The organism is Nostoc sp. UIC 10630 (assembly GCF_010747425.1).
Taxonomy (GTDB): domain Bacteria; phylum Cyanobacteriota; class Cyanobacteriia; order Cyanobacteriales; family Nostocaceae; genus Nostoc.
Window position 1 is genome coordinate 12,331 of the sequence record NZ_JAAGOG010000023.1, and the last position, 24,886, is coordinate 37,216.

19 protein-coding genes are annotated in these 24,886 nt (G+C 39.8%); 18 read left to right on the forward strand and 1 reads right to left on the reverse strand.

Going from position 1 to position 24,886, the window contains the following annotated elements; all coding sequences use genetic code 11:
* Positions 1 to 734: 734 nt before the first annotated feature.
* The 14 genes from G1O98_RS08665 (at position 735) to G1O98_RS08730 (ending at position 19,325) form a co-directional block, all read left to right on the forward strand.
* Entirely contained in the window at positions 735 to 1,409 is a 675-nt protein-coding gene (locus tag G1O98_RS08665) for a VWA domain-containing protein (protein WP_114082323.1), read from the forward strand.
* Positions 1,410 to 1,459: 50 nt separating this feature from the next.
* Positions 1,460 to 2,242: a PP2C family serine/threonine-protein phosphatase gene (locus tag G1O98_RS08670; protein WP_114082358.1), complete on the forward strand. Its 783-nt coding sequence runs from the start codon at positions 1,460 to 1,462 to the stop codon at positions 2,240 to 2,242.
* Between the two features lie 56 nt (positions 2,243 to 2,298).
* Positions 2,299 to 4,467 carry a tetratricopeptide repeat protein gene (locus G1O98_RS08675; RefSeq protein ID WP_163928446.1) on the forward strand — a complete coding sequence of 723 codons (2,169 nt, stop codon included), beginning with the start codon at positions 2,299 to 2,301 and terminating at the stop codon, positions 4,465 to 4,467.
* A gap of 326 nt (positions 4,468 to 4,793) precedes the next feature.
* On the forward strand, positions 4,794 to 5,567 hold the full coding sequence (gene rfbF, locus G1O98_RS08680; protein ID WP_163928447.1) for a glucose-1-phosphate cytidylyltransferase: 774 nt from the start codon (positions 4,794 to 4,796) through the stop codon (positions 5,565 to 5,567).
* Between the two features lie 100 nt (positions 5,568 to 5,667).
* The gene (gene lhgO / locus G1O98_RS08685) at positions 5,668 to 6,882 is read left to right on the forward strand and encodes an L-2-hydroxyglutarate oxidase (protein WP_163928448.1); all 1,215 of its coding nucleotides are present in this window, start codon (positions 5,668 to 5,670) and stop codon (positions 6,880 to 6,882) included.
* 444 nt (positions 6,883 to 7,326) lie between these two features.
* Positions 7,327 to 8,355 (forward strand): SDR family oxidoreductase, encoded by a 1,029-nt coding sequence (locus G1O98_RS08690; protein WP_163928449.1) that lies wholly within the window; start codon positions 7,327 to 7,329, stop codon positions 8,353 to 8,355.
* Between the two features lie 110 nt (positions 8,356 to 8,465).
* Positions 8,466 to 9,734 carry a class I SAM-dependent methyltransferase gene (locus tag G1O98_RS08695; RefSeq protein ID WP_163928450.1) on the forward strand — a complete coding sequence of 423 codons (1,269 nt, stop codon included), beginning with the start codon at positions 8,466 to 8,468 and terminating at the stop codon, positions 9,732 to 9,734.
* 199 nt (positions 9,735 to 9,933) lie between these two features.
* Complete coding sequence (locus tag G1O98_RS08700) at positions 9,934 to 10,941, forward strand: glycosyltransferase family 2 protein (RefSeq protein ID WP_163928451.1); 1,008 nt, start codon at positions 9,934 to 9,936, stop codon at positions 10,939 to 10,941.
* A gap of 49 nt (positions 10,942 to 10,990) precedes the next feature.
* The gene (locus tag G1O98_RS08705) at positions 10,991 to 11,842 is read left to right on the forward strand and encodes a phytanoyl-CoA dioxygenase (protein ID WP_163928452.1); all 852 of its coding nucleotides are present in this window, start codon (positions 10,991 to 10,993) and stop codon (positions 11,840 to 11,842) included.
* 381 nt (positions 11,843 to 12,223) lie between these two features.
* A complete protein-coding gene (gene rfbC, locus G1O98_RS08710; RefSeq protein ID WP_163928475.1) occupies positions 12,224 to 12,778 on the forward strand; it encodes a dTDP-4-dehydrorhamnose 3,5-epimerase in 555 nt (184 codons plus the stop codon).
* A 137-nt stretch (positions 12,779 to 12,915) separates the two neighbouring features.
* Positions 12,916 to 14,157 (forward strand): glycosyltransferase, encoded by a 1,242-nt coding sequence (locus G1O98_RS08715; protein ID WP_163928453.1) that lies wholly within the window; start codon positions 12,916 to 12,918, stop codon positions 14,155 to 14,157.
* Positions 14,158 to 14,266: 109 nt separating this feature from the next.
* Complete coding sequence (locus tag G1O98_RS08720) at positions 14,267 to 15,580, forward strand: Gfo/Idh/MocA family oxidoreductase (RefSeq protein WP_163928454.1); 1,314 nt, start codon at positions 14,267 to 14,269, stop codon at positions 15,578 to 15,580.
* 291 nt (positions 15,581 to 15,871) lie between these two features.
* Complete coding sequence (locus G1O98_RS08725; RefSeq protein ID WP_163928455.1) at positions 15,872 to 16,972, forward strand: glycosyltransferase; 1,101 nt, start codon at positions 15,872 to 15,874, stop codon at positions 16,970 to 16,972.
* 124 nt (positions 16,973 to 17,096) lie between these two features.
* Positions 17,097 to 19,325, forward strand: a complete 2,229-nt coding sequence (locus G1O98_RS08730; RefSeq protein ID WP_114082311.1) for a polysaccharide biosynthesis tyrosine autokinase — start codon at positions 17,097 to 17,099, stop codon at positions 19,323 to 19,325.
* A 391-nt stretch (positions 19,326 to 19,716) separates the two neighbouring features.
* Here the strand turns inward: G1O98_RS08730 and G1O98_RS40650 are convergent, their stop codons facing one another.
* Positions 19,717 to 19,839, reverse strand: a complete 123-nt coding sequence (locus tag G1O98_RS40650; RefSeq protein ID WP_275941768.1) for a hypothetical protein — start codon at positions 19,837 to 19,839, stop codon at positions 19,717 to 19,719.
* A 122-nt stretch (positions 19,840 to 19,961) separates the two neighbouring features.
* Here G1O98_RS40650 and hepC point away from each other — a divergent pair, with 122 nt between their 5' ends.
* From hepC to G1O98_RS08750, 4 genes are all read left to right on the forward strand, one after another.
* Positions 19,962 to 20,684: a heterocyst development glycosyltransferase HepC gene (gene hepC, locus G1O98_RS08735; protein WP_163928456.1), complete on the forward strand. Its 723-nt coding sequence runs from the start codon at positions 19,962 to 19,964 to the stop codon at positions 20,682 to 20,684.
* Positions 20,685 to 20,798: 114 nt separating this feature from the next.
* A complete protein-coding gene (gene hepA / locus G1O98_RS08740; protein ID WP_163928457.1) occupies positions 20,799 to 22,640 on the forward strand; it encodes a heterocyst formation ABC transporter subunit HepA in 1,842 nt (613 codons plus the stop codon).
* A gap of 89 nt (positions 22,641 to 22,729) precedes the next feature.
* Positions 22,730 to 23,569, forward strand: coding sequence for a hypothetical protein (locus G1O98_RS08745; RefSeq protein WP_163928458.1), 840 nt, complete (start codon positions 22,730 to 22,732; stop codon positions 23,567 to 23,569).
* A 70-nt stretch (positions 23,570 to 23,639) separates the two neighbouring features.
* Positions 23,640 to 24,842 carry a glycosyltransferase family 4 protein gene (locus tag G1O98_RS08750; protein WP_175586593.1) on the forward strand — a complete coding sequence of 401 codons (1,203 nt, stop codon included), beginning with the start codon at positions 23,640 to 23,642 and terminating at the stop codon, positions 24,840 to 24,842.
* The last annotated feature ends 44 nt before the right edge of the window (positions 24,843 to 24,886 follow it).

The following is a 24,886-nucleotide window of genomic DNA, read 5'->3' on the forward strand; positions in this document are numbered from 1 at the left end:
CGGAATCAACAACTGAACATTTGTAGATTGAAAATATCAACAATGAAGTCTTCTCTTCTTTGTAATATTTATCTACGGACAATTTATTCCTTTTAAAATATGTATATATTTTAAAAATTATAAGTTTTATAACTTATTTGTTACATTTGGTACTTTTTACTTAATTTGTCTCAAACCACAAGTAGGTATGAATAAAGAGAAACATTTATCATAGCTAGCCTATCAGTAAATATTGGTTAATTCTGGATTTTACCAACTCCTGACAACTCTTACCTTAAGACCTTAGTAATGACGTTTATTTATGCCTACTCACAAAAATCAGGCAAATTTGATTCCACGTTGAAGCAGTTACGCTGGTATACTTCTGGAGCTAAAGATATTAATTATGGTTAATAATTTTTCTGTAAAGGAAAAATTCTTCTACATAAAATCTTTAAAAACTTATCTGGGAAAGTTTACGTATTTATTGTACTGTAGGTTTAATGGATATAAATTTTTGGTAGATACATTACAACAGGTAACACTAGGTTTTGATAAACTCTTTTTTGCTAAACTAAGCTGTACTCAAGTTTTTCTTAAAAAATATATTGAGAACTTCATGAAAATAATTTGTTTAATAAAGATTAGAGCATCTACCACTAGATACTATATTCTGTAGTGACCTCGACGGCTGAAATTATATACTCGGACAAAAAGGAAATAAAGCTTTGAACTTTAACATAACACAAAAAGTTATGCATGATACATTAAGACTTGATGAAGTAGTAGAATTTGCTGAGAACCCAGAACCACGTTGTCCTTGTGTACTTTTACTAGATACATCTGGCTCGATGCAAGGAGATCCGATTGAGGCTTTAAATCAGGGTTTGCTCAGTTTAAAGGATGAATTGGTCAAAAATTCCTTAGCCGCAAGACGTGTAGAAGTGGCGATCGTCACTTTTGATAGTAATGTCAATGTAGTACAAGACTTTGTGACTGCCGATCAATTCAATCCGCCCATTTTAACGGCACAGGGCTTGACTACAATGGGTGCAGGCATTCATAAAGCTTTGGATATAATTCAAGAGCGGAAATCTCAGTATCGTACCAATGGGATTGCTTACTATCGTCCTTGGGTATTCATGATTACCGATGGAGAACCCCAAGGTGAGTTAGAGAATGTAGTGGAGCAAGCATCTGTGCGCTTACAGGGAGATGAGGCGAACAAGCGTGTAGCATTCTTTACAGTTGGTGTAGAAAATGCGAATATGACGCGTTTAAATCAAATAACTGTACGTACACCTTTGAAACTCAAAGGACTAAATTTCATCGAGATGTTTGTCTGGCTATCAACTAGTATGTCAGCTGTTTCTCATTCGCAGGTAGACGAACAGGTAGCACTACCGCCGATTGGTTGGGGGACTGTTTAATTAAAAATCGCAGCTTGATGTTGACACAGCGAGCTGTTGAAAAAAAATCTATGAAAATATCAAAACAGATTGCTCAATGGCGGATTGTGGCTGCGTCGGTATGTGGTACAAGTCACTTAAAAAATAAGCAGTTATGTCAGGATGCTCATCACTGGCAAATATTGTCTGATAATGTTTTGGTGGCAGCCGCAGCAGATGGCGCGGGTTCTGCTAGCCTTGGGAAAGTGGGAGCTATGATTGCTGTGGAGACAGCAATAGAAAGCATTTCTAGCAGAGGAATCACCCAAAAAGTTTTGAGTGATGATGCGTTTGTGCGATCGCTCTTAAATGATGCCATACTAGCTGCCAAAAAAGCTGTGGAGGCTGAAGCGGCTACTTGTGACAAACAGCCTCAAGACTTAGCAACTACCTTAATTATGATGGTTGCCACACCAGAAGTTGTAGCTGTAGTGCAAATAGGTGATGGTTTGGCAGTAGCAAAAGATAGCACGGGCAATCTCCTCGCTCTAACTATACCTGATAGCGGCGAGTACATCAACGAAACCACTTTTTTAACTTCTCCTACGGCCTTAGACACAGCGCAGATGAGATTATGGCGCACTGACATAGTTAATGTTGGTATCATCACCGACGGACTACAAATGCTGGCTTTGAATATGGTTGTTGGTGAACCTCACAAACCATTCTTTTTTCCACTGTTTGAATTTGTAGCTAATACCGAAGATAAGACAGAAGCGAAGGAGCAGTTAGTAAAGTTTTTACGCTCAGACCGAATTACACAACGCACTGATGATGATTTAACACTCATTATAGCTGCATTCAACGACTCATGAGCAATCAATTTACAGGTTTCACATCTTAAATAACTTCCGTTAGCGGTAATTTCATTATGCAGGTACTACGTTGTTCCCCTAGAAAAGAAATCCTCAGCCTCAATGTCAGTTTGGGGCGTGGCGGTGAAGCTTGTGTTTATGCAGTGCCATCTGATAATGACTTGGTGGCGAAGATTTACCACAAGCCAACTACAGCCCATGCTGACAAATTACAGGCGATGCTTGCCAACCCGCCAGAAAACCCTACAGCTAGTTTGGGTCATATCTCTATCGCTTGGCCAGAGGATTTATTGCGGACACCAGATGGCAAAAATAGCATCTTGGGCTTTTTGATGCCACGGATTCAGGGGATGCGTCCAATCATCGACTTCTACAACCCCAGAACCCGTCGTCAACACTGTCCCCTATTCAACTATCAGTACCTGCTCCGCACGGCTCGTAACTTGGCGGCAGCTTTTGCTGCTTTGCACGCTAGTGGATATTGTATAGGTGATGTGAACGAGTCAAATATCCTCGTCAGTGACACTGCACTGGTGACTTTGATAGACACAGACTCTTTCCAAGTACTCGACCCCAACAGCAATGTTGTTTATCGCTGCCCAGTCGGGAAACCAGAGTTTACGCCACCAGAACTACAGAATAAAACTTTTGCCCAACACGATCGCGAAATTTCTCACGATTTATTTGGGTTAGCAGTGCTGGTATTCCAACTCTTAATGGAAGGCACTCACCCATTTTCGGGGATTTTTCAAGGCTCTATTGAGCCACCGCCCTACGAAGCCCGCATTGCATCGGGGCATTTCACTTATAGCCAAAAGCGGTACGTACCCTACCTACCTACCCCCATTGCACCCCCTTGGGAAATTCTTCATCCCAGCCTACAAGAACTATTTGTCCGTTGTTTTGAAGATGGTCACAACAACCCACAGCTGCGCCCCAATGCCCAGACTTGGCTCTCAGCCATCGCTGAAGCCGAAGATTCCTTAATTACCTGCACCACAAATCCCCAGCATCGCTACAACAACCACATGCGTAGCTGTCCGTGGTGTGAACGTACCGTGCGATTAGGCGGACGCGACCCCTTCCCATCACATCGGGCTATAGAAGCGAGAGAACATCTCCAACCGCGAATCAAAGCGAAAAAGCGCTACACCCAGACACCGCATTTTCCCCAGCGCAGTATGTCACCGCACTTAGGTAATTATTGGCAGCCAGTAATTACTCCAAGCGGTTCATCTTATAAACGTTCCAAAAAGTCAAAATTGTACCCGGTTATTTGTTGTTTGCTGGGTTTCGGTTTATTGGGTTATGCCGACGTAATGATTAAATTTACTCAGCCGTTGGTTTCCCAAAATGCTTACACTCAACAAACATTGAAGTCTCGCCAGACAATTAACAAACTCAGCTTCGCTGATTACTATCAGCAGAGTCAAACTGCTTACAAAGACCGAGATTACGAAAAAGCAATTGCCAGCTTAACCGCAGCAATTGAACAACAACCAACACATACCACAGCAATTGTAAATCGGGGCAATGCCCGCTATAACCTCAAAGACTACGAAGGAGCAGTTACAGATTATAGCCAAGCTCTCAAAATCAATCCCAATCAAACCAAAGCCCTTGTGAATCGGGGTAATGCCCGCTATATGCTCGCCGAATATAGCAACGATCCTGATACAGAGTATAACCTAGCGATCGCAGACTATAATCGAGCCCTCGGTCTGGATAAGAACGAAATTGAAGCTTATATCAGACGGGGGATTGTCCGCACCCAAATGGCTAAATATAGCGGTGAATCTCAACAAGCTTACAAAAGAGCGATCGCAGATTTCACTCAGGTTATAAAACGTAATGTATCGAAAGCAGAAGCTTATTTTCAGCGAGGTGTTGTCTATTATCAAATTGCTCAATATAGCAGCAATTATGAACAAGAATACAATCAAGCGATCGCTGACTTTAACCAAGCATTAACTATCAGCCCTAAATTAGCAAAAGTATATCTCAAACGAGGTATGGTTCGTTATGAACTGGCACAATATGGTGGTAGTGAATCTAACAAAAATCAGGCGAAAGCGATCGAAGATGTACAGGCATCTGCCAAAATGTTTCTTGAGCAAGATGATATGGATAATTATCAGCAAGCACTCAGTAACTTATGTGTAGTCGTAGAAAACAAATGCGATCCTTTGTTTCAAAGCTCAAGTAATTTGGAAAAAACTAACTAAAAACAAGTAAGTTTTTTTACTCGCCTATTATCGGTTTTGATTGGAGAAATCAAGCCTAGCTAGGGTTAGCATCAGCTAACCCTAGTTATTTATTTGGTAACATTTTTATTTAATTAAATAATTTATTTTCATGTTTATAGATATTCATAGAGCTTTTATATAGAAAAGATGTTAATTTATCTTTCCTTTATAATTTCGGGGAAAATTACAGTTAGATTATTGACGGAGAAAAACAAATCAGAAATCAATTTTTCTCTATCTAAGTGCATCCTCTTCATGTCGAAAAGTCAAATAATAATATCCCTACAAATCTCCGAGGTAATTGCATGAAAGCGGTGATTTTGGCTGGAGGGCTTGGTACACGCCTCAGTGAAGAAACTAGTATCAGACCCAAGCCGATGGTTGAGATTGGTGGTAAGCCAATTCTCTGGCACATAATGAAGACTTACTCCGCCCACGGCATTAATGACTTCATAATTTGTTGCGGTTACAAAGGTTACATAATTAAGGAGTATTTTGCTAATTACTTCTTACACATGTCAGATGTTACCTTTGATATGCGATTTAACCAGATGAACGTGCATTCTGGTTATGCAGAACCCTGGCGTGTTACCTTAGTCAATACGGGTGATAATACCATGACAGGCGGACGTTTAAAGCGAATCAGGGAACATCTTGGGAATGATACCTTTTGCTTTACTTATGGTGATGGTGTAAGTAATATTAATATCACCGAGCTAGTGAAGTTTCACAAAGAACAAAATACATTAGGAACCCTCACAGCGGTTCAACCAGCCGGACGTTTTGGAGCCATTTCCTTGGGATATGAGCAAACTAAAATTACCAGCTTTCGGGAAAAACCCGAAGGTGATGGAGCTTGGATTAATGGCGGTTATTTTGTGTTAGAACCAGAAGTAATCAATTTGATTGCTGATGACTCTACAGTATGGGAGCAAGAGCCATTAGAAAAGCTAGCTGATATGGAACAACTATCTGCTTTTAAACATGATGGTTTTTGGCAACCGATGGATACTTTACGCGATAAAAACTATCTAGAGGGGCTATGGAAAAGCAGTCAGGCTCCTTGGAAAGCATGGTAAGGTAACTGGGGGCTGGGGGAGATTTTTTCTAACCCAATACCCAGTACCAAATCCCAAATAACTTTATGGATTTACTGTAATTTTAAGTGCGATAATACTAATGTATGATTTTGCGATTATAGGTGGGGGAATAGTTGGACTCTCTACAGCATTGGCTTTAGGAAAACGATATCCCAATGCGCGTATTTTAGTACTAGAAAAAGAGAGTCAATGGGCATTTCACCAAACCGGCAATAATAGCGGGGTAATTCATTCTGGTATTTACTACAAGCCAGGCAGTTTCAAAGCTAAATTTTGTCGTGATGGTTCTCGCTCTATGGTAGAATTTTGCCAAGAGCATGGAATAGAACATGAAGTTTGTGGTAAAGTCATTGTTGCAACAGAAGAACAAGAACTACCACGTCTAGAAAATCTCTACCAACGCGGCTTAGACAATGGTATAGAAGTTAAGAGAATCAGCCCCGAAGAAGTCAGGGAAATTGAACCTCACGTAAAATGCGTAGGTGGGCTTCGGGTATTTTCAACTGGGATTGTTAATTACAAGCAAGTTTGTTTGAAATATGCCCAGCTAATTCAACAGCAGGGTGGAGATTTGCATCTCAATACAAAAGTTCTGAAAATCTCCCCAAGTGGTAAAAATCAGGTACTAGAAACAAACAAAGGTAACTTTGCAACCCGCTTTGTAATTAATTGTACGGGATTGCATAGCGATCGCACCGCCAAATTAGGTAAAGTTGAACCCAAAGCCAAAATCGTCCCATTCCGGGGAGAATACTACGAACTCACCCCAGAAAAACGCTATCTCGTTAAGACACTAATTTATCCAGTTCCCAATCCCGATTTTCCCTTCCTGGGTGTCCACTTTACCCGGATGATTGATGGTAGCGTCCACGCAGGGCCAAACGCAGTTTTGTCACTCAAACGCGAAGGTTACAAAAAAACCGACTTTGACTTACGAGATTTTCTTGAAGTCGTCACCTATCCAGGTTTCTGGAAATTAGCAGCCAAACACGCTGATGAAGGCATCCAAGAAATCATTCGTTCTTTTAGTAAAGCAGCCTTTACCAGAAGTTTGCAAAAACTAATTCCCGAAGTCCAAGCAGAAGACTTAGTTCCCACCCACGCAGGAGTTCGCGCTCAAGCCTTAATGAACGACGGCAAACTTGTAGACGACTTTTTGATTGTTTCCGGTCAAAACTCCATCCATGTTTGCAATGCTCCTTCTCCAGCTGCCACATCTTCTCTAGAAATCGGCAAAGCGCTTGTAGCAGAAATTCCCCAACCCTCGCATCTAGATATTGCAGTAACTGCATAGATAACATTGTTATTACTTCCGGGCTGCTGAATAAAAGCATGAATCTTGTATAGTGGGCATCTTTTCCAGCCTGGAAATATAAGAGACGGGTAAGATACCTATCTCACAAGAAAAAAGTGTAGTGCATCAATTAAGAACCGCTATAGAGTGCTGTTACTCAATAGGTAAGTCGGCAAACTATGTAATGACTGTTAGCCGAGTTATATATAGCGTTTCTGGGTTGAGTCCAATGACCTAACCCCCAACCCCTTCCCTATAAGGGAATGGGAGCAAGATTCAAAGCCTCTCTCCTCTTAGGAGAGAGGTTTGGAGAGAGGTCAAATTATTGCATACAAACGAAAAATATAGCGGTTCCCTCTTGGATGCAACACCCTTTAGGACGCATATCTGTGCATCCCTACTAAACGAAAAATTTAACTCATCAATACAAAGGCGTTAACCACAATGAAAATATTAGTAACTGGAACAGAAGGCTATCTAGGTTCATTATTACCGCCTCTGTTAATTGAACGTGGACATGAAGTTATCGGTCTAGATACCGGCTTCTATAAAGTTGGTTGGCTATACAACGCTAATGGGGTAACACCCAAAACCCTTAACAAAGATATCCGCAACATCACCCCTGATGATTTGGAAGGTGTTGAAGCAATAGTTCACATGGCGGAACTTTCCAACGACCCAGCCGGACAATTAGCACCCAATATTACCTACGAAATTAATCATGTAGGTTCAGTTCGTCTCGCTAGCCTAGCTAAAGCTATGGGTGTGCGTCGTTTTGTATATATGTCTTCGTGTAGTGTCTACGGTGTTGCTACCGCAGGTGATGTTACAGAAGAATCCCCAATTAATCCTCAAACAGCCTACGCAGAGTGCAAAACTTTGGTAGAACGAGATGTCACACCACTAGCTGACGATGACTTCTCTCCCACCTTTATGCGGAATGCCACAGCCTTTGGTGCTTCTCCCAGAATGCGCTTTGATATTGTTTTAAACAACTTAGCTGGGTTGGCATGGACTAGCAAACAAATCAAAATGATCAGTGATGGTACACCTTGGCGACCATTAGTCCACGCACTGGATATTTGCAAAGCAATAGTCTGTGCTTTAGAAGCACCACGGGACATTGTACATAACCAAATCTTCAACGTGGGAGACACAGCAAACAACTATCGTGTCAAAGAAATTGCGGAAATTATTGCTGATATTTTCCCAGATTGTAAATTGTCCTTTGGTGAGAACGGCTCAGATAACCGCAGCTATCGGGTATCCTTCGAGAAAATCAACACAATTCTCCCCGGATTTAAATGTGATTGGAATGCCCGACTTGGTGCCCAGCAGCTATTTGATTTATTTAGCCAAATAGATATGGCTGAAGACACTTTCTTGTTTAGAGGATTTACTCGCTTAAAACAGCTAGAGTATCTAATCCGTACTGAGCAAATTGACAAAGATTTCTTCTGGAATAAAAAGTAGATAGAGTTGCCTATCAGCAAAGAAGAAATAATCTAAGTTTCCGAATCAACAATATTTGGTTCGGACTTATTTCATCCATCAAATTATTTGTAATCAGTGAGTTGAAAAATATGGCGAACGCAAAATGTCGTTTCAGTGGTCAACCTCTGCACCAAACCTTTATTGATTTAGGAATGTCACCTTTAGCCAATGCTTATCTGACAGCAGAACAGCTAAATCATGCCGAAAAATTTTATCCGCTCCATGCTTATGTTTCTGAAGACACTCTTTTAGTTCAATTAGAACAATTTGAAACTCCCGATCATATTTTTAGCGATTATGCTTACTTTTCTTCTTACTCAGTAAGTTGGCTAAAACACGTCAAAGCTTACACCGATATGATGGTAGAGAAATTTGGCTTTAATCATCATAATCAAGTTATTGAGATTGCCAGCAACGATGGCTACCTACTGCAATATTTTGTAGAAAAGGGAATCCCAGTTTTAGGAATAGAACCAGCCGCAAATATAGCTAAGATAGCTCAAGATAGAGGTATTCCTAGTATCAACAAGTTTTTTGGGGTTGAGACTGCCAAAGAACTTGTGATACAAGGAAAACTAGCCGATCTTTTGATAGGCAATAATGTTTTAGCTCATGTACCAGATTTAAATGATTTCATAGCTGGAATGAAACTCATCCTCAAACCGAATGGTATTTTGACGATGGAGTTTCCTCACATTTTGCAATTGATTCAACAAAATCAATTTGATACTATTTATCACGAGCATTTTTCTTACTTCTCATTTCTGACTATCGAAAAGATTTTTGCAGCACACAATTTGCAACTTTTTGATGTGGAAGAATTATCAACTCATGGCGGTTCACTAAGAATTTATGCCAAACATAACGATGTTGATAGTCCTAACATCAGTGACCGAGTTAGCCATCTAAAAGCAAAAGAAATTGCTGCTGGACTGCATCGGATAGAGACTTATATTACATTTGGCGAAAAAGTCAAACAAACAAAGCATAAGCTATTAAATTTTCTTTTAAGTGCAAAAGCAGAAGGGAAATCAATTGTTGGTTATGGCGCACCAGCCAAAGGCAATACATTGCTTAATTACTGTGGGATTGGGAAAGATTTTATCGATTACACAGTCGATTGCAACCCTTACAAACAAGACTTATTTTTGCCTGGGACTCATATTCCCATCTTTGAACCAGACAAAATCCGCGAAACTAAACCAGATTATGTCCTAATTTTACCTTGGAATCTCAAAGAGGAAATTATGGAACAAATGGCATTTATTGGCGAGTGGGGTGGACAGTTTGTTGTACCAATTCCTGAAGTAAAAATTTATCCGTGTCCAATTCCGGATAGGCTTTTAATAGCGTCGTAATTACTAAATATAAACCAGAAATCGCCTTTTATTACTATTTTAGTATTGTCATGATGAACATAAGCAATAGGTAAAAAGTAATTAAAAGGCGTAGTTTGATAAAGCTTTTGTTACCAAATATCAAAAAATCAAATTATAAGCAGCTTGTTTATTAACAAGCTGTTGTTAGTAGCCCCTTAACTATAGATTTAAGCTTAATATGAATAAACTCCTGACTATTGCCATACCCACTTATAATCGTGCCGGCTTACTTGATAAACAGCTAACATGGTTGGCTCAAGCTATCAAAGGTTTTGAAGATGAATGTGAGATTTTAGTCTCCGATAATTGTTCAACAGATAATACTCAAGAGGTGATCCAAAAATGGCAAGCGACACTTAAAAATATTACATTTAAATCAAATAAAAATTTAAATAATTTAGGCGTAGTTAAAAATATTATGTATTGCCTAAAGTCTACAACAACAAAATATGTTTGGACAATCGGCGATGATGACCCAATTCAAGATAGAGCAATTGCTTATGTGATTAGCAAACTTAGACAACACGAAGATTTATCATTATTGTTCCTCAATTTTTCCGGTCGTAACCAACTGACTGGTGAACCAGTTCATCCACCAACAATCGTTGGTAATCGCTGGTTTGATGTTGATAGTGAAGATGGTAAGGGTGATGGTAAAGCCATATTTGAACATTGTTTTTCAAAAAGTGTCGGTGCAGTCATTTTTCTAACTGCTACAGTCTATCGTACTGACTTAGTAAAACGCGCTCTACAAGATTGGCAAGATGCTGAGAATAACTGGATATCTTTAGCATATTTAGCCGGATATTGCGCTGCTAATGGTAGTGTAATTGTCACTAAAGAGACTTATTTAGAATGTGTTGTTGGTGTGAGTTATTGGCAGAAAGAACCAAAATCAGCACTGTTAATGCAATACAAACACATCCCTGAAGTGATTTTGAAATTAGAGCAAAGTGGATATTCTAAGCAATTTTGTAGGCGGATGCTTTTGCAGAATGGTAAAGAAGTCAACTTAAAAGTTTTCTTGGGTGCTTTAAGAAGATGGCCGATGTCCGCCATCAAAATAGTAGTTCCATTTTTAGCTTTAGTCAGCTTATGTGCTTTTGATGTGATGGTTTCTAAAGAATTCGGTTTAGCAGAATCAAGCGAAATATCTACTGAAGAAGTACGTACCTATAAGCCATAAACTACCTAATTACTAACAACTATATATCAATAAGAGAAGGATTTGCGCCATGTTTGACGCGATTAAACGCAAAATAGCTACACTCTCATCTGACTTTGAATATTACCTAGCTCGTTGGAAGCATAGCAAAAATCTGCCAGCATTAGCAGGAAGCGATCGCAACATTCTTAATGCTCTCAAAAAAGACGGTGTTTGCGTCACAACACTGGCAGATTTAGGGTTAAATTCTACCTCCGAACTGCTCAAAGCTGCTTACCATCAATTGTCTCAGATGGAAAATCCTAACAATGACCATCTAGATGAAAGGTTGCCACAAATTTACACAGTTACAGGTTTACCAGAATTTTATGCCTGGGGGTTGGAGAAAAGGCTACTCAGCATCATCGAAAATTATATCGGTCTCCCTATTGCTTTTCATGGTGTACATTTACGCAAAGATTTCAAGAGTAAACATCAGTTTGGAACGCTGCTATGGCATAGCGATGCAGAAGACCGCCGGATTATTAAAATCTTCATTTACTTGAATGATGTAGAACAAAAAACTGGGCCTTTTGAATACATCCCTCGCTCTTTAACTTCCTTATTTAGTTGGAATTATTTTCGACTTTACTACAAACTTTGGAAGTCAGGCTATATGGGTATCAATGATGAACAAGTAAAACCAGTAATCCCCAAATCAGCTTGGAAATCCTGCCCAGGCCCAGCAGGTACAGTCATTATTGTAGATACAAAAAATGCTTTGCATCACGGCACAGTCCGCACAGAAGATCGGTCAACATTATTCTTTTGTTACACCGCCAATCCCCCCGAACGACCAGACCTCTGCACCCAATACTGGGATGATACTTATCCCAGAGCAGAGTTACGTTCTGCATCAGATGCAGTTAAAGTTTCGACTTAGTAACCTTTTGTATGGTGCGTTAGGAACGTAATGCACCCTATAAAGTTGTAGATTTAATAATCTATAGGACTAGTATTTGATTTTTGAAATGCACGTAGTGGACTGTCTACACAAAATAGTGCATTAGACGTAGGTTGGGTGGAGCGGAGCGCAACCCAACATATATCAGGATGTTGGGTTACGCAAAGCCTCCAACCCCACTTGCTACAACGCGGGGAACCCGCGCAACGCAGTGGCTCCCCAACCTACAATTTTTTTGCAACATTTTAGCCTAGACAGTCCATTACAAGACTATCAAGATTTTTTCAGAAATCAAATATGATTCCTATACGTTTATTACTGTTATTTTCTGTACTCAACATTCATCTTAAAGTAATCATAATGATTTTCACTGAAACCGCACTCAAAGACGCATTCATTATTGACTTAGAAGAAAAGCCAGACCACCGTGGTTTTTTTGCTCGGTCTTTCTGCGCTCAAGAATTTGAAGCACACGGATTAAAGCCAACAGTTGCCCAATGTAACCTGTCTTTTAACTACAAAAAAGGCACTATTCGAGGAATGCACTATCAAATTTTGCCAGCAGCAGAAACGAAATTAATTCGCTGTACTAAAGGCGCTATCTATGACGTAATTATTGATATGCGTCCTGAATCTCCTAGCTTTTTATCCCATATCGGTGTGGAATTAACACCAGAAAACCGCCGCGCTTTGTATGTTCCAGAAATGTTTGCTCACGGCTATCAAGCACTCACAGATGAGACTGAAGTTGTATATCAAGTAGGCGAATTTTACACGCCAGGGTATGAGAGAGGTTTACGCTATGATGACCCATTCTTTGCCATTGATTGGCCTCTAGATGTGACTGAAATATCTGAGAAAGATTTAAATTGGCCTTTGTTAAGAATGATGACAGTTGGCGGTACTTCTAGATAAAGACAGGGGTATTAAATGGTTCGTAAAATTATTTTTTTAACGAACCGCAAAGGAAAAAATTAGAATTGGTGTACATAAAAATATCAATTACTAATTAAAACTTGAGATATTAAATTAATGAATTTGGGTAGAAATAAATGTCAAATATTCTATCTCGTGTCGAAAAAACTATCTCTTTTGTTTCCAAAAAAGTTCAAGCTCGGATCAATTACGCTAAGACCTTACAGGTTGTTTCTCTAAAGCCAAAACAGCCTTTCAAAGGGAATGTACTTCTTTCTTATCGGATTGAGCCATTCCTCTTAAAACCTGGTCAGCCAATGCCTAACGACCATACTTGGTACTGGGAAGTTTGGCAAATAGCCCAAACTTTTTTAGACTTGGGTTACAACGTTGATGTTATCCAGTTCCACAATGATAAATTCGTTCCGCAAAAGCACTACGCATTTTTCATTGATATCCGTCATCGGATGGAAGCACTTGCACCAAAACTCAATAAAGATTGCATCAAAATTTTCCACGTTGACATTGCGAATATGGTCTTTCGTAATGCAGCAGAATGCAACAGGCTTCTAGAACTACAACGGCGCAAAGGTATCACCTTAAAACCACAACGATTTGAGGTTCCTAACTTGGGAATTGAATATGCCGATTGCGCGATTGTGTTGGGTAATGATTTCACAACTGATACATTTAAGTATGCCAAAAAACCAATGTATCGTATCCCAATTTCTTCGCCTAGCGTTTATCCTTATCCTGAAAAGAAAGATTTTGAAGCGGTAAGAAAGCGTTTTCTGTGGTTTGGTGGTAGTGCTTTAGTCCTGAAAGGATTAGATTTAGTTTTAGATGCCTTTGCCCAAATGCCGGAATACCATTTAACAGTTTGTGGCCCGGTAAGTAATGACAAAGAATTTGAGCAAGCTTTCTATAAAGAACTGTACGAAACACCTAACATCCACACTTATGGTTGGATTGATGTTAGTAGTCCTGACTTTATAGAGGTTACAAATAACTGTATAGGGCTTGTTTATCCTTCCGTTTCTGAAGGACAGTCAGGAGCAGTAATCAGTTGCTTACAAGCTGGGTTAATTCCAATTTTAAGCTACGAATCTGGTGTCGATGTTCATGATTTTGGTGTGATTTTCGATAATCTTTCCGTTGGCGAAATTAAGGCGAAAGTTAGAAGTATTTCCAATTTGCCTGTAGAAGACCTAAATCTAATGTCTCGTCAGGCATGGGAATATGCAAGAGCAAATCATACTAAAGAAAAATTTGCTCAAGTTTACAGAAATGTTGTAGAGCAAATTATCGAAAATCACAGCCAGGAAAAACAGACTGGTTCTATAGCGCCTAGCAAACAACCAGTTAGTAGCCATAGCTAATCTTAATTCCCATGAAAATGTACTTAACATTTAGCTGTAAAAAATCATTAAGTGCAAGTTTATAGAGAATTTGTATCACAACCAACAGTTCCAAAAAGGAGTTTAGTTCATGATTATTATCGATCGCGCCTTACAAGCCCGTGCAGCAGCAGGAAATCCTATCAAAGTGGGAATGATCGGTGCTGGTTTTATGGGTCGAGGAATTGCCAACCAAATTGTTAATTCCGTGCCAGGGATGGAGTTAGTTGCTATCTCCAATCGCAAGATTGATGCAGCTAAACAAGCTTATTCGGAAGCCGGAATTGAAGATATTCAAGTTGTTGCAACTGTCAGCGAATTAGAAGAGGCGATCGCAAACGGTAAGTATGCAGTCACAGAAGACGCTAAGTTACTGTGTCAGGCTGAGGGCATCGAGGCCATAATCGAAGTCACAGGTGCAGTGGAATTTGGCGCTCACATCGTAATGGAAGCGATCGCTCATTGCAAACATGTGATCATGATGAATGCCGAACTCGACGGCACTATTGGCCCCATCCTCAAAGTCTATGCTGACAAAGCAGGTGTCATTCTCAGCGCCTGTGATGGCGATCAGCCAGGGGTGCAAATGAACCTCTACCGCTTTGTAAAAAGCATTGGTCTAACTCCGTTATTGTGCGGTAACATTAAAGGACTCCAAGACCCCTATCGCAATCCCACCACCCAGGAAGGATTTGCTAAACGTTGGGGTCAAAAGCCCCACATGGTGGCTAGCTTCGCTGACGGAACCAAAATTTCCTTTGAGCAAGCGATCGTTGCCAATGCCACAGGGATGAAAGTCGCCAAACGGGGAATGTTGGGATATGACTTCAACGGTTATGTCGAGGAAATGACCCATTTATATGATGTTGAACAACTCAAAGAACTGGGTGGTATTGTCGATTATGTAGTTGGAGCAAAACCAGGCCCAGGCGTATATGTATTTGCCACTCACGACGACCCCAAGCAACAGCACTATCTCAACTTATACAAATTAGGCGAAGGCCCACTTTACAGCTTCTATACTCCTTATCACCTCTGTCATTTTGAAGTTCCCCTGTCCGTAGCGCGTGCAGTTCTCTTCGGTGATGCCGTTATGTCTCCACTCGCAGGCCCGCTAGTAGATGTTGTCACCACCGCCAAAATCGACCTGAAAGCTGGAGAAACCCTAGATGGCATCGGTTACTACATGACCTACGGACAATGTGAGAATTCCAATATCGTCCAACAGCAAAATCTCCTACCAATTGGTTTAGCTGAAGGATGTCGCCTGAAACGGGATATTAATAAGGATCAAGTTCTCACTTATGAGGATGTAGAACTACCTGAAGGCAGACTCTGCGACCAACTAAGAACTGAGCAAAACAATTATTTCGCCCCAGAAAAAATCTTGGTAGCAGTTGGGTAATTTCGGTTCCAAAAATATTCGCAACAAATAAATTGGCTGTAGGAGTCCCCTAATACATTTCGGATAAGATCCCCCCGCCTGCGGCGACCCCCTTTTTAAGGGGGTGAAAGAATCAGAAAAAGCCCCCCTTTTTAAGGGGGGTTGGGGGGATCTCCGAGGCCCCTACCAACGTATTTGTCGCTAGAATTTCGTCAAGAGGATAGGAAGCTATACTGCGGGACACTAAAGTTGTTGATAGTAACTTGCTGGGGAGCCTTGAAACAAACCCGATCGAAACTTTAGGTTAAATTCATGAAAATTGCTCTAGTCCACGATTATTTAACCCAGCGAGGTGGGGCAGAGCGTGTATTTGAACTGCTTTGTAAGCGTTATCCTGAAGCAGACATTTTCACATCTCTGTACGATCCTCAAAAAACTATTGATCTAGGCGATCGCATAGTCAACACAACCTTCTTACAAAAAATCCCTGGTGCAGCAAAATATTTCAGGTCAATGGCTCCTCTATATTTTCCTGCCTTTCGCTCCTTGGATCTGCAAGACTACGATCTAATTATTAGCAGTAGCACCAGTTTCGCCAAAGCAGTACGAAAAAACCCCAATGCCCGCCACATTTGCTTTTGCCATAACGTCACCCGATTTTTATGGGATACAGCAACTTATTTAAGAGAGTACGGAGACTATAGATATTTTGCACCTTTAATTGAACAAGTATTTCAAGTAATGAGAAAGGTAGACCTGAAATATGCACAGGAACCTGACCTTTACATTGCTAATTCTAGTGTTGTTGCCCGCCGTATTGAAAGTATTTATGGCAAAAAGGCAATGATGGTAAACTATCCAATTGATACTAGTAAATTTGTTTTTTCAGATATAAAAGATGAATATTATCTGGCTTCAGCCCGGATGATTAGCTATAAACGCCTTGATATAATAGTCGAAGCTTTTAATTGGCTAGGATGGCGCCTATTAATATCAGGTGACGGGCCAGAACTAGCACGGTTAAAATCTAAAGCATTACAAAATATTGTGTTCTTGGGACACGTAAGTGATAGAACCCGTAAAGACTTGTTTTCCAAAGCCAAGTCTATTATTGTCGCAGCTTTAGAAGATTACGGGTTAGTTCCAGTAGAGGCTAATGCTAGCGGGACACCAGTTATCGCTTATGGAGCAGGTGGAGTATTAGATACTCAAATACCAGGTGAAACAGGAGTCTTTTTCAAAAGACAAACACCTGACTCTCTACAAATTGCATTACAAGAAGCCAATGGCATCTCTTGGGATTACGATCGCATCCGTAATCATGCAGTATCAAACTTTTCAGAGAATGCCTTCTTTGGGAAAGTTGAGAAAATTATTAACCAAGCTTGTGGCGAGCATCAAATATTCATTTGATTTCGGAATCTCTTGACATTATAAGATTACCTATTCTTTTCTCTATCGTCCCCGGCGGGTTGTTAAAAATAGGTACTCTTCGGGATATCTCTCAGCGTAAGTCTTGAAGACAAGGATAATAAAAGTGGTTCAAACTAGTCTAAATCCTCAAATAAATCCAGCCTCTGAAACTGAACCAAGTTACGGACAATTGTTTGCCGTATTTGTGCGAAGATTTCCTTGGTTTTTAGCAGTATTAATTAGTTCTATTGCTATAGCAGGCATCGTAACTTTAAAAACTAAACCAACTTATAAAAGTTCAATGCAACTGCTAGTAGAATCTAACTATCAAGGAAAGAAAGAAGGAGCAGGGGTAGATAGCCAGTTTACTGACTCTAATATTGTCATAGATACAGCAACTCAGCTTAACTTGATGCAGAGTTCTGGACTTATCCAAAAAGCAGTTGATAAACTTCAGTCTGATTATCCAGATATCAGTACAGGTGAAATTAAAGCTTCTTTAGTCTTAACTCAATTGAGAAGTAAAGAAGATAATGTCGCTACAAAAATCTTTCAAGTTGAATACACTGCTGGAGATCCAGAAAAGACACAAAAGGTTCTCGGCGCAATTCGACAAGTTTATCTGGAATATAACAAACAACAGCAGACTTCGCGGTTACAAAAAGGGCTGCAAATTATTAGGGAACAGTTAAGTAAAGCCAGTGAAGAAGTAAACGCATCTGAGACTAATTTACAAAGGTTTCGCAGAAATCAGAACTTAATTGATCCAGAGTCACAGGCCAAAGCGATTGAGACAGCTTTGAATAATATTGCTCAAGAAAGACAGACAACTCGCGCTCAGTATGGCGAAGCCTTAGCACGCCAAAAATCTTTAGAAGAACAACTTAACCGTTCTCCTCAAAATGCTTTAGTTGCTTCTCGTCTGAGTCAGTCTACTCGCTATCAAGGCTTACTAAACGAAATCCAAAAAAGCGAATTGGCACTAGCACAAGAACGCTTACGCTTTACAGATCAGACTCCAAGTGTGCAAAAGCTCAAAGAACAGCTTCAGGGCCAGAAGGAATTATTGCAACAAGAAGTAGGAAGAACTTTAGGCGAAAAGTCTGCTAGTGCATTCACTTCTGGAGACTCTCTTCTTGAAAAAGGACAACTTGGGCAAATTGATCTTAGCCTTGCTGGTCAGTTAGTAGAAACGCAGACAACTATAGTTGCTTTAACTGCCCGCGATCAAAGTTTAGCTCAGAAAGAAAACGAGCTACGTTTGGAAATCAAACGCTTCCCGCCTCTTTTGGCTTATTACAATCGGATGCTACCGCAGTTGCAATTTAGTCGTGAAAGGTTAGAGCAGCTTTTAAGAGCAGAACAGCAATTGCGGCAAGAACTTTCCAAGGGTGGATTTAATTGGGAAGTGGTAGAAGATCCCCAAAAAGGCGCACAATTAGGCCCCAATCTCCAACAGAACTTGCTGTTAGGTGCTGTGGTTGGGTTAATGTTAGGAGGCATTGCTGCCTTTATTCGAGATTCGGCTGATGATGCAGTTCATACCACTGCTGAGTTAGAGAAGCAAATGGCTCTACCTTTGTTGGGAACAACCCCCAAGCTACCGCCAGCTAAACCCAGAGAATCAATGATTAAATTGCCCTTTGGCAAGCCAGAAGTTCTCGCTCCTTGGACAATTCAGGTACTGCAATCTCCACCGCGTTGGGAATCGCTGGATCTGATTTACAAAAACATTGAACTTTTAAATACTGTTGCTAACTTGAAGTCTTTGATGATTACCTCAGCTTTACCAGATGAGGGTAAATCAGCTTTGGCGTTAGGTTTAGCAATGAGTGCTGCCCGTTTACACAAAAGGGTGTTACTAATTGATGCCAACTTACGCGATCCCAGCCTGCACCACCAACTGAATCTTCCTAATGAACAAGGGCTTTCAACTCTACTAGCGAGTGATGCAAGTCTACCCAGCCAGATTAGTCTTCAATACGCAGGTTCCGCCTACATCGATATTTTAACTGCTGGGCCCAAACCTGCTGACCCAGCTAATCTGTTGAGTTCTCCCCGAATGATGCAATTGATGGCAGCTTTTGAGGAAAACTATGATTTGGTACTCATAGATGCTCCCCCAGTTCTTGGTTTGGTGGATGCCATGCTTACTGCATCATCTTGTCGTAGCGTCGTTATGGTGGCAAGCATTGGTATTGTGACACGAAGCCAGTTGACTCAGGCTACAGCAATGCTAAGTAAGTTAAACCTGATTGGGGTTGTAGCTAACGGAGTATCAAACTCTAGCAGTAATTACGTACCTTATATCAAACAACAGCAATTGGCTCTCCGTCAAGCTGTAGAAAAGTAGCTAGTACAGCTATGATTGATCCCCGTCTTCTTTATATAAGTCGGGAATCTAAATTAGTTTAAATGCAACATACGGTAGGGTAGCGCAGCTGTGCTACCCTAATTTTTTATGAACAAATTTAATTTTATTGCTATCAGGAAAATTTTAGTATATTTATGCTATCTTTATGGATTTTCAGATAAATTACTGGCTCTTTAAAGAGTAAATAAAGAATTTATTTGAGCGATCGCTATTTCTAGATAGTCTTATATTCTAGAGATTAAAGCACTTCACAAAGGCTAGAAGATAAGAGCAGACTGGTTTTGGTAAATCTATCGATACAATAAACACCTCAGTGCAAGTAAACGTAGATATAAATTTATGGGTAATTTCCCTCTACATATTTCTACTTTCAGTAGTTACCGGAAAATACCGATTGCCCATGAATATTGATAGTAACGTTGATTTGTAAACCTCTACACCAGAATAATCCTGGACGATATGTGCTTGGCTGAGTGGCAAATAGCAATAACATATTTTTGCCCTCAATTATCTCCAACTTTTTGGACTTACAACAAGATTCGGATTTGGGTCTTTGGCATTGATAGCCTTTGATAACGCCTCAGTAATTCACTCCTGTATAAACCCAAAGACATTATGACAGCTTCAATAATTCCAACTTTAGAGAATTTATATGATGTAACCCAGGAACACCAAGATAATCGTGGGTACTGCACACTTCAGTGGCGGCGGGGTCAATTGTTGGTAAAGCAGCCTGGACGAGTTAAACAACCATATCTGCCTGCATTAGATAGTAAGCGATCGCTAGTAAAATGCTTACAACATTCTCCAATAAGTTTGGTAAGCATAGATCCAAAGCTGGGTGAGGCTTTGCTCAGGTTTTGGGCAGATGCGTGTCTAGAAGCTGAAAAACCAATATTCCTAAGCATACCTGCTGGCAATAAACCTTCTAATCAACCCTGGAGACAATTGCAGCGATTAATTGATTGGATTGCTGCTTTAGTATTGCTGCTATTAGTAAGTCCAATCATGCTGGGATTGATGGCATTAATGCAGGTTTACTCACCAGGATCGCTTTTTTGTCGTGAATGGCGTGTTGGAGAACGGGGTAAACTCTTTCAAGCAATGAAGTTTTGTACGCACAATATCACACCACTAGGGCGTTGGATAAATAAATACAATCTCGACAATCTCCCACAGTTATTTAACGTACTGCGGGGTGACATGAGTTTGACTGGTGGTGGATCTCATTGCTGGACTTTGGAAGATGCAGTACAGCTAAATAAACTACCAGACATTAAAGCTTCCTGGGAAGTAGAGGCATCTCACCTGTTACATCTAGATAGCCAAACACTGTAATTCATCTGTGCGGTAATTGATGATTTCATCTACCGCACTGAGGCTAACGCAAAAATTACTTACATTGCATCTATAGCGGTCTCTCTACCTTGCCAAACTATTATTATAAAATCGATGAATTCTCAACTTCCTCAAAAATTCCGTAGTTTGCTCAAAGCTTCCAGGTTTTGGCAAGACAACTATTTGATATTGCGAGAATTTAAACACTTTCGCAAAATAGTAATTTTAGCTTTAACCTTCTCAATTTTAGCAGCAACCTTTGAAGGAGTAAGCATTGGTTTTTTACTCTCCTTCTTGCAAAGCTTAACTAGTCCAAATGCTCAACCTGTCCAAACAGGAATAGAATGGTTTGATACTTTGGTTTTAGGATCTAAGTCATCATCAATTAACCGTCTCTACCGCATATCTTCACTGATATTATTAAGTACTTGGTTACGTGTTGCCTTCAATTATTTTGGACTAGTTTATACTGAACTATCCCAACTGCATTTTGGCGATCGCTTACGCAAGCAAATTTTTGAACAGTTACAATCCTTATCGTTAAGTTACTTTGCCAAAACTCGTTCTGGTGAACTAATTAACACAATAACCACAGAAATCGAAAGAATTAGACAGGGTTTTAGTGGTGCAGCATTTTTAGTAACTAGAGGCATAACAACTCTTGTCTACTTAATCTCAATGTTTTTGATATCATGGCAACTAACTGTAATTTCAGCATTACTATTTACACTTTTAGGTGTAGGGTTATCTAATCTAAATGCCAGAGTCCGAGAATCCAGTTTTGGCATGACAACTGCCAATGCTAACTTTACATCAACAGCCATAGAATTTATTAATGGTATTCGCACTGTTCATTCTTGTGGTACTCAAGAATTTGAACGCCAGCGTTACTACAAAGCTAGCAATAAGGTAGTAAGTTCTACAACTAAAGTTGTATTCACTTGGACACTTGTCAAGCCAATTGCCGAGGGAGCAGCTACTACGGTATTGGTCGGAATGATTGTTTTGGCATTCACTAGCCTGGTTAGTAATGGAACGCTACAAGTCGCTTCTTTGTTAACATTTTTCTTTGTACTATTTCGCTTTGTCCCGTTTGTTCAAGATATTAATGGCACGCGGGCATTTCTCAGTACCTTACACGGTTCAGCAGACAATATTAAAAATCTGTTGAAAAGTGAAGATCAATATTATTTTAAGAATGGAAAGCTTGAATTTAAAGCTTTAGAAAGGGCAATAAATTTAGTATCTGTAGATTTCGGTTACGATGACCAAAACATAGTGCTACATAACATCACCCTAACCATTGAGAAGGGTAAAATGACCGCACTAGTTGGAGCCTCTGGTGCTGGTAAAACAACTCTGGCTGATTTAATCCCCCGATTTTACAATGCCACAGAGGGAAATGTTTATATCGATGAAGTTGATATAAGACTGTTTGAAATTAATTCTCTACGTCGTAAAATAGCTGTTGTCAGTCAGGATACATTTATCTTCAATACTGATGTTTGGCAAAACATTGCTTATGGTACTCCACAAGCTACTAATGAGCAAATTCAAGAAGCTGCTAAATTAGCGAATGCGCTGGAATTTATTTTAGAAATGCCCGAAGGTTTTAATACCCAATTGGGAGATCGGGGTGTTAGATTATCTGGAGGACAAAGACAGCGAATTGCGATCGCACGGGCGCTACTACGGAACCCAGAAATTTTGATTTTGGATGAAGCAACAAGTGCCTTAGATTCTGTATCCGAGCGCTTAATTCAAGATTCGTTAGAAAAGCTGTCTGTGGGTAGAACAGTAATTGCGATCGCTCACCGTCTTTCTACTATTGCAAAAGCAGATAAAGTCGTAGTACTAGAAGCAGGACGGATAGTAGAACAGGGCAAGTATCAAGAATTACTCGCACGCCAAGGCAAGCTGTGGGAATATCACCAAATGCAATACTATAATTCGTAATTCTTAGTTCGTAATTCGTAATTTACAAAATATAAATTACGAATTCATTTCTCTACTCAGTTATTGATAATTTTAACAAGGAAAAATAAATGGTAAATATAGGATACCACACTGCTAAGATTCAGGGTAAATTTAATCGTTCTCTATATAAAGCAGCCATTTCTCAGATTGTCAACATCCCCATTAAACAAACTCGGCAAGTTCCAGTAAGTATCTATGCCTTATCATGCGAACGCGATCTACCAGAACAAGTAGCAAGTATTCGCTCATTCATTCGTCATGTTGGCATTCCAGAGACATTTACTGTAGTTTCCGATGGTAGTTATACTGATTCTAGTTGTAATTTACTCCGCCGTATCCATCCCTGCGTTCAGGTAATACTTTTACAAAACTTCCTGAGAACAGATTTACCTCAATGTGTTCTTGATTATGCCCAACTGCATCCAATGGGCAGAAAGTTGTCGGCATTGATGTCGATTCCTGTTAATGGTACTACGATTTACACTGATTCAGATATTTTATTTTTTCCTGGCGGGATTGACTTAATTGATTTGAGTAAGTCAGACGAAAAATACTCTCTTTATCTACCTGATTGTTCAATGTCGCTTGACGAGCGGATTATTTATGATGAGTCCGAGAAATCGAATCCTGTAAATGGTGGATTTATATTATTTAGACATGAATTTGACTGGAGTTTTGCCATTGAACGTTTAGCAAATCTTTCAGAAGTTCCTAGTTATTTTACTGAGCAAACAATTGTACATTTGACCATGCACCACAATCATGGTAAACCTCTATGCTCAAATAAATATGTTCTCAATGTAGAAGATCAGTTTATTTATCCAGATAAATCTGCAAGTAAAAACATTGCTCTCAGACATTACGTGAGTGATGTTAGACACAAGCTTTGGTTTAATGTTGGTATATAAGTTGATGAAGATAAGCCTCCATTGATATGAGGAATCTAATTAATAATAACGTAAAGAAAAATGGTGATTAATGCTTAACTCAATCAATGAAGCCAAACAAGATAATAAACACTTGCATAGAGGGATCTTTGAAGAAGACCTGATTTATCAATGCTCTAATTTTGATGTAGGTGAGGGCGGAGGTGTTGAAACTTATTTAGCTTCTCTGTTTGAACATCGACCACCTGAAGTTAGCGATCGCGTGATAAAATCCCTCAAGGGTGTTGACCAAAGCCAATTCAAGCTGCTGCACATCCACAGCCCAGATTTATTATTGCAGCTTACAGGCGAATGTCCTACTGTCTTTAGTGTTCATAATCACTCATTGTACTGTCCTAGTGGCACAAAGTATTTAGCAGGGCAACGGACAATCTGCGATCGCAACTTTTCTTACTTAGGTTGTACTTGGGGTAAGTTAGTAGATAAATGTGGTAGCCGTAGACCGTTAAGAACTCTTAAAGAACTTCAAATTACTCATCAGTTATTAGATACCTTAAAAAAGGTAAAAATTACTTTTGTTGCTAATAGCGAATACGTGCGTCAAGAGTTAATTAAAAACGGCGTACCTTCTGAGCAAACTGTAACACTACACTGTGGTATCTCTGTACCGCAAATAAAGACCGCTCCCCTGAGCTTAGAAGTTCACCAAAATCATAGAATTTTATTTGTTGGTCGCATTGTTTCTGATAAAGGTCTGGAATGGCTACTTAAAACCTTAATACATACAAATCCGCAAATTCAACTTGATATTGCAGGTGAAGGTTGGGAACGGCCACGGTTAGAAAAGTTAGCAAACACACTCGGATTAAGTAATCGGATCACTTGGCATGGTTGGTGCGATGCTGACAAAATAAATCAACTTTATCAACAGTGTTTTGCAGTCATCTTTCCTAGTGTCTGGCCTGAACCTGCCGGTCTTGTAACCCTGGAAGCATACTCTAATTATCGACCTGTAATTGGTAGTGCAGTAGGAGGTATTCCAGAACATTTACGAGATGGAGAAACAGGTATTCTTGTTCCAGGTAATGATATCAAAAAGCTAGTTGATGCTATTAATTATTTGGATGGAGATTATCAAAAAAGCCGACAAATGGGCGAACAAGGCCATGCTTTATTGATGAAGGAATTTACAATGGCTGCTCATGTAAATAATCTGCGAACAATTTATGCAAAAACAATAGCTGATTTTCCTGCGATAACGAAAAAATTATATAGCATTTCTCAAGTGAAATAAGCTTAATTTGGTCAAAATCTCTAATGGTGCATCTTTTATCTATG

Coding starts and splice junctions, on each gene's coding strand:
- rfbC (WP_163928475.1), top strand. CDS start 12,224: ATGATTTTCACTGAAACCGCACTCAAAGACGCATTCATTATTGACTTA.
- rfbF (WP_163928447.1), top strand. CDS start 4,794: ATGAAAGCGGTGATTTTGGCTGGAGGGCTTGGTACACGCCTCAGTGAA.
- G1O98_RS08675 (WP_163928446.1), top strand. CDS start 2,299: ATGCAGGTACTACGTTGTTCCCCTAGAAAAGAAATCCTCAGCCTCAAT.
- hepA (WP_163928457.1), top strand. CDS start 20,799: ATGAATTCTCAACTTCCTCAAAAATTCCGTAGTTTGCTCAAAGCTTCC.
- G1O98_RS08750 (WP_175586593.1), top strand. CDS start 23,640: ATGCTTAACTCAATCAATGAAGCCAAACAAGATAATAAACACTTGCAT.
- hepC (WP_163928456.1), top strand. CDS start 19,962: ATGACAGCTTCAATAATTCCAACTTTAGAGAATTTATATGATGTAACC.
- G1O98_RS40650 (WP_275941768.1), bottom strand. CDS start 19,839: ATGTTATTGCTATTTGCCACTCAGCCAAGCACATATCGTCCAGGATTA.
- G1O98_RS08670 (WP_114082358.1), top strand. CDS start 1,460: ATGAAAATATCAAAACAGATTGCTCAATGGCGGATTGTGGCTGCGTCG.
- G1O98_RS08665 (WP_114082323.1), top strand. CDS start 735: ATGCATGATACATTAAGACTTGATGAAGTAGTAGAATTTGCTGAGAAC.
- G1O98_RS08725 (WP_163928455.1), top strand. CDS start 15,872: ATGAAAATTGCTCTAGTCCACGATTATTTAACCCAGCGAGGTGGGGCA.
- G1O98_RS08745 (WP_163928458.1), top strand. CDS start 22,730: ATGGTAAATATAGGATACCACACTGCTAAGATTCAGGGTAAATTTAAT.
- G1O98_RS08690 (WP_163928449.1), top strand. CDS start 7,327: ATGAAAATATTAGTAACTGGAACAGAAGGCTATCTAGGTTCATTATTA.
- G1O98_RS08720 (WP_163928454.1), top strand. CDS start 14,267: ATGATTATTATCGATCGCGCCTTACAAGCCCGTGCAGCAGCAGGAAAT.
- lhgO (WP_163928448.1), top strand. CDS start 5,668: ATGTATGATTTTGCGATTATAGGTGGGGGAATAGTTGGACTCTCTACA.
- G1O98_RS08700 (WP_163928451.1), top strand. CDS start 9,934: ATGAATAAACTCCTGACTATTGCCATACCCACTTATAATCGTGCCGGC.
- G1O98_RS08695 (WP_163928450.1), top strand. CDS start 8,466: ATGGCGAACGCAAAATGTCGTTTCAGTGGTCAACCTCTGCACCAAACC.
- G1O98_RS08715 (WP_163928453.1), top strand. CDS start 12,916: ATGTCAAATATTCTATCTCGTGTCGAAAAAACTATCTCTTTTGTTTCC.
- G1O98_RS08705 (WP_163928452.1), top strand. CDS start 10,991: ATGTTTGACGCGATTAAACGCAAAATAGCTACACTCTCATCTGACTTT.